Source organism: Streptomyces sp. 4F14 (genome assembly GCF_048159485.1).
Taxonomy (GTDB): domain Bacteria; phylum Actinomycetota; class Actinomycetes; order Streptomycetales; family Streptomycetaceae; genus Streptomyces.
The window spans coordinates 1-453 of record NZ_JBLRVY010000128.1 but is presented as its reverse complement, the minus strand read 5'-3'; the positions used below and the strand labels follow the sequence as shown (position 1 = coordinate 453).

The window sequence follows — 453 nt, the reverse complement described above, 5'->3', positions numbered from 1 at the left end:
GGGACGCCGCCTGTCACCGGAACCTGACGTTCTGCGCGACGGGCCTGAAGCAGGGTCAGGAAGTACAGCGGGTTGCCCTCGCTCGCCGCGTAGATTTCGGCGGCCTGATGCCGCGGCAGGTCTTTGGCCAGCTGTTCGACGCAGTCCAGCTCGCCGAGCGGTCCCAGGGGGAGCCGCCGCACCACGCCGGTGTCCATGCCGCGGTCCAGCAGAGTGGTGAGGGCGGCAGGGGCCTGGCGGTCGCGCCGGGCGACGACGAGCAGCACGGGGGAGCGCACCGGGTGCCGGACGAGGTGGTCGAGCAGTTCCTGAGAGGCGGCGTCCGCCCAGTGGAGATCGTCGAGCACGATCACCAGCCCGGTTCCGCGCACTCGGCCCAGTACCTCCGCCGTCTCCTGGTAGAGGGCGAACCGGTCACGGGCCCTCGCTCCGCCCGCTTCCGCTGTGCCGCCC

General features: G+C 72.2%; 1 protein-coding gene. It reads right to left on the bottom strand.

Annotation, left to right across the window (positions count from 1 at the left end; genetic code table 11):
- On the bottom strand, positions 1 to 380 hold a 380-nt coding region (locus ACLZOT_RS49960), incomplete at its 3' end, for an AAA family ATPase (protein ID WP_416975979.1).
- Positions 381 to 453 lie beyond the last annotated feature (73 nt).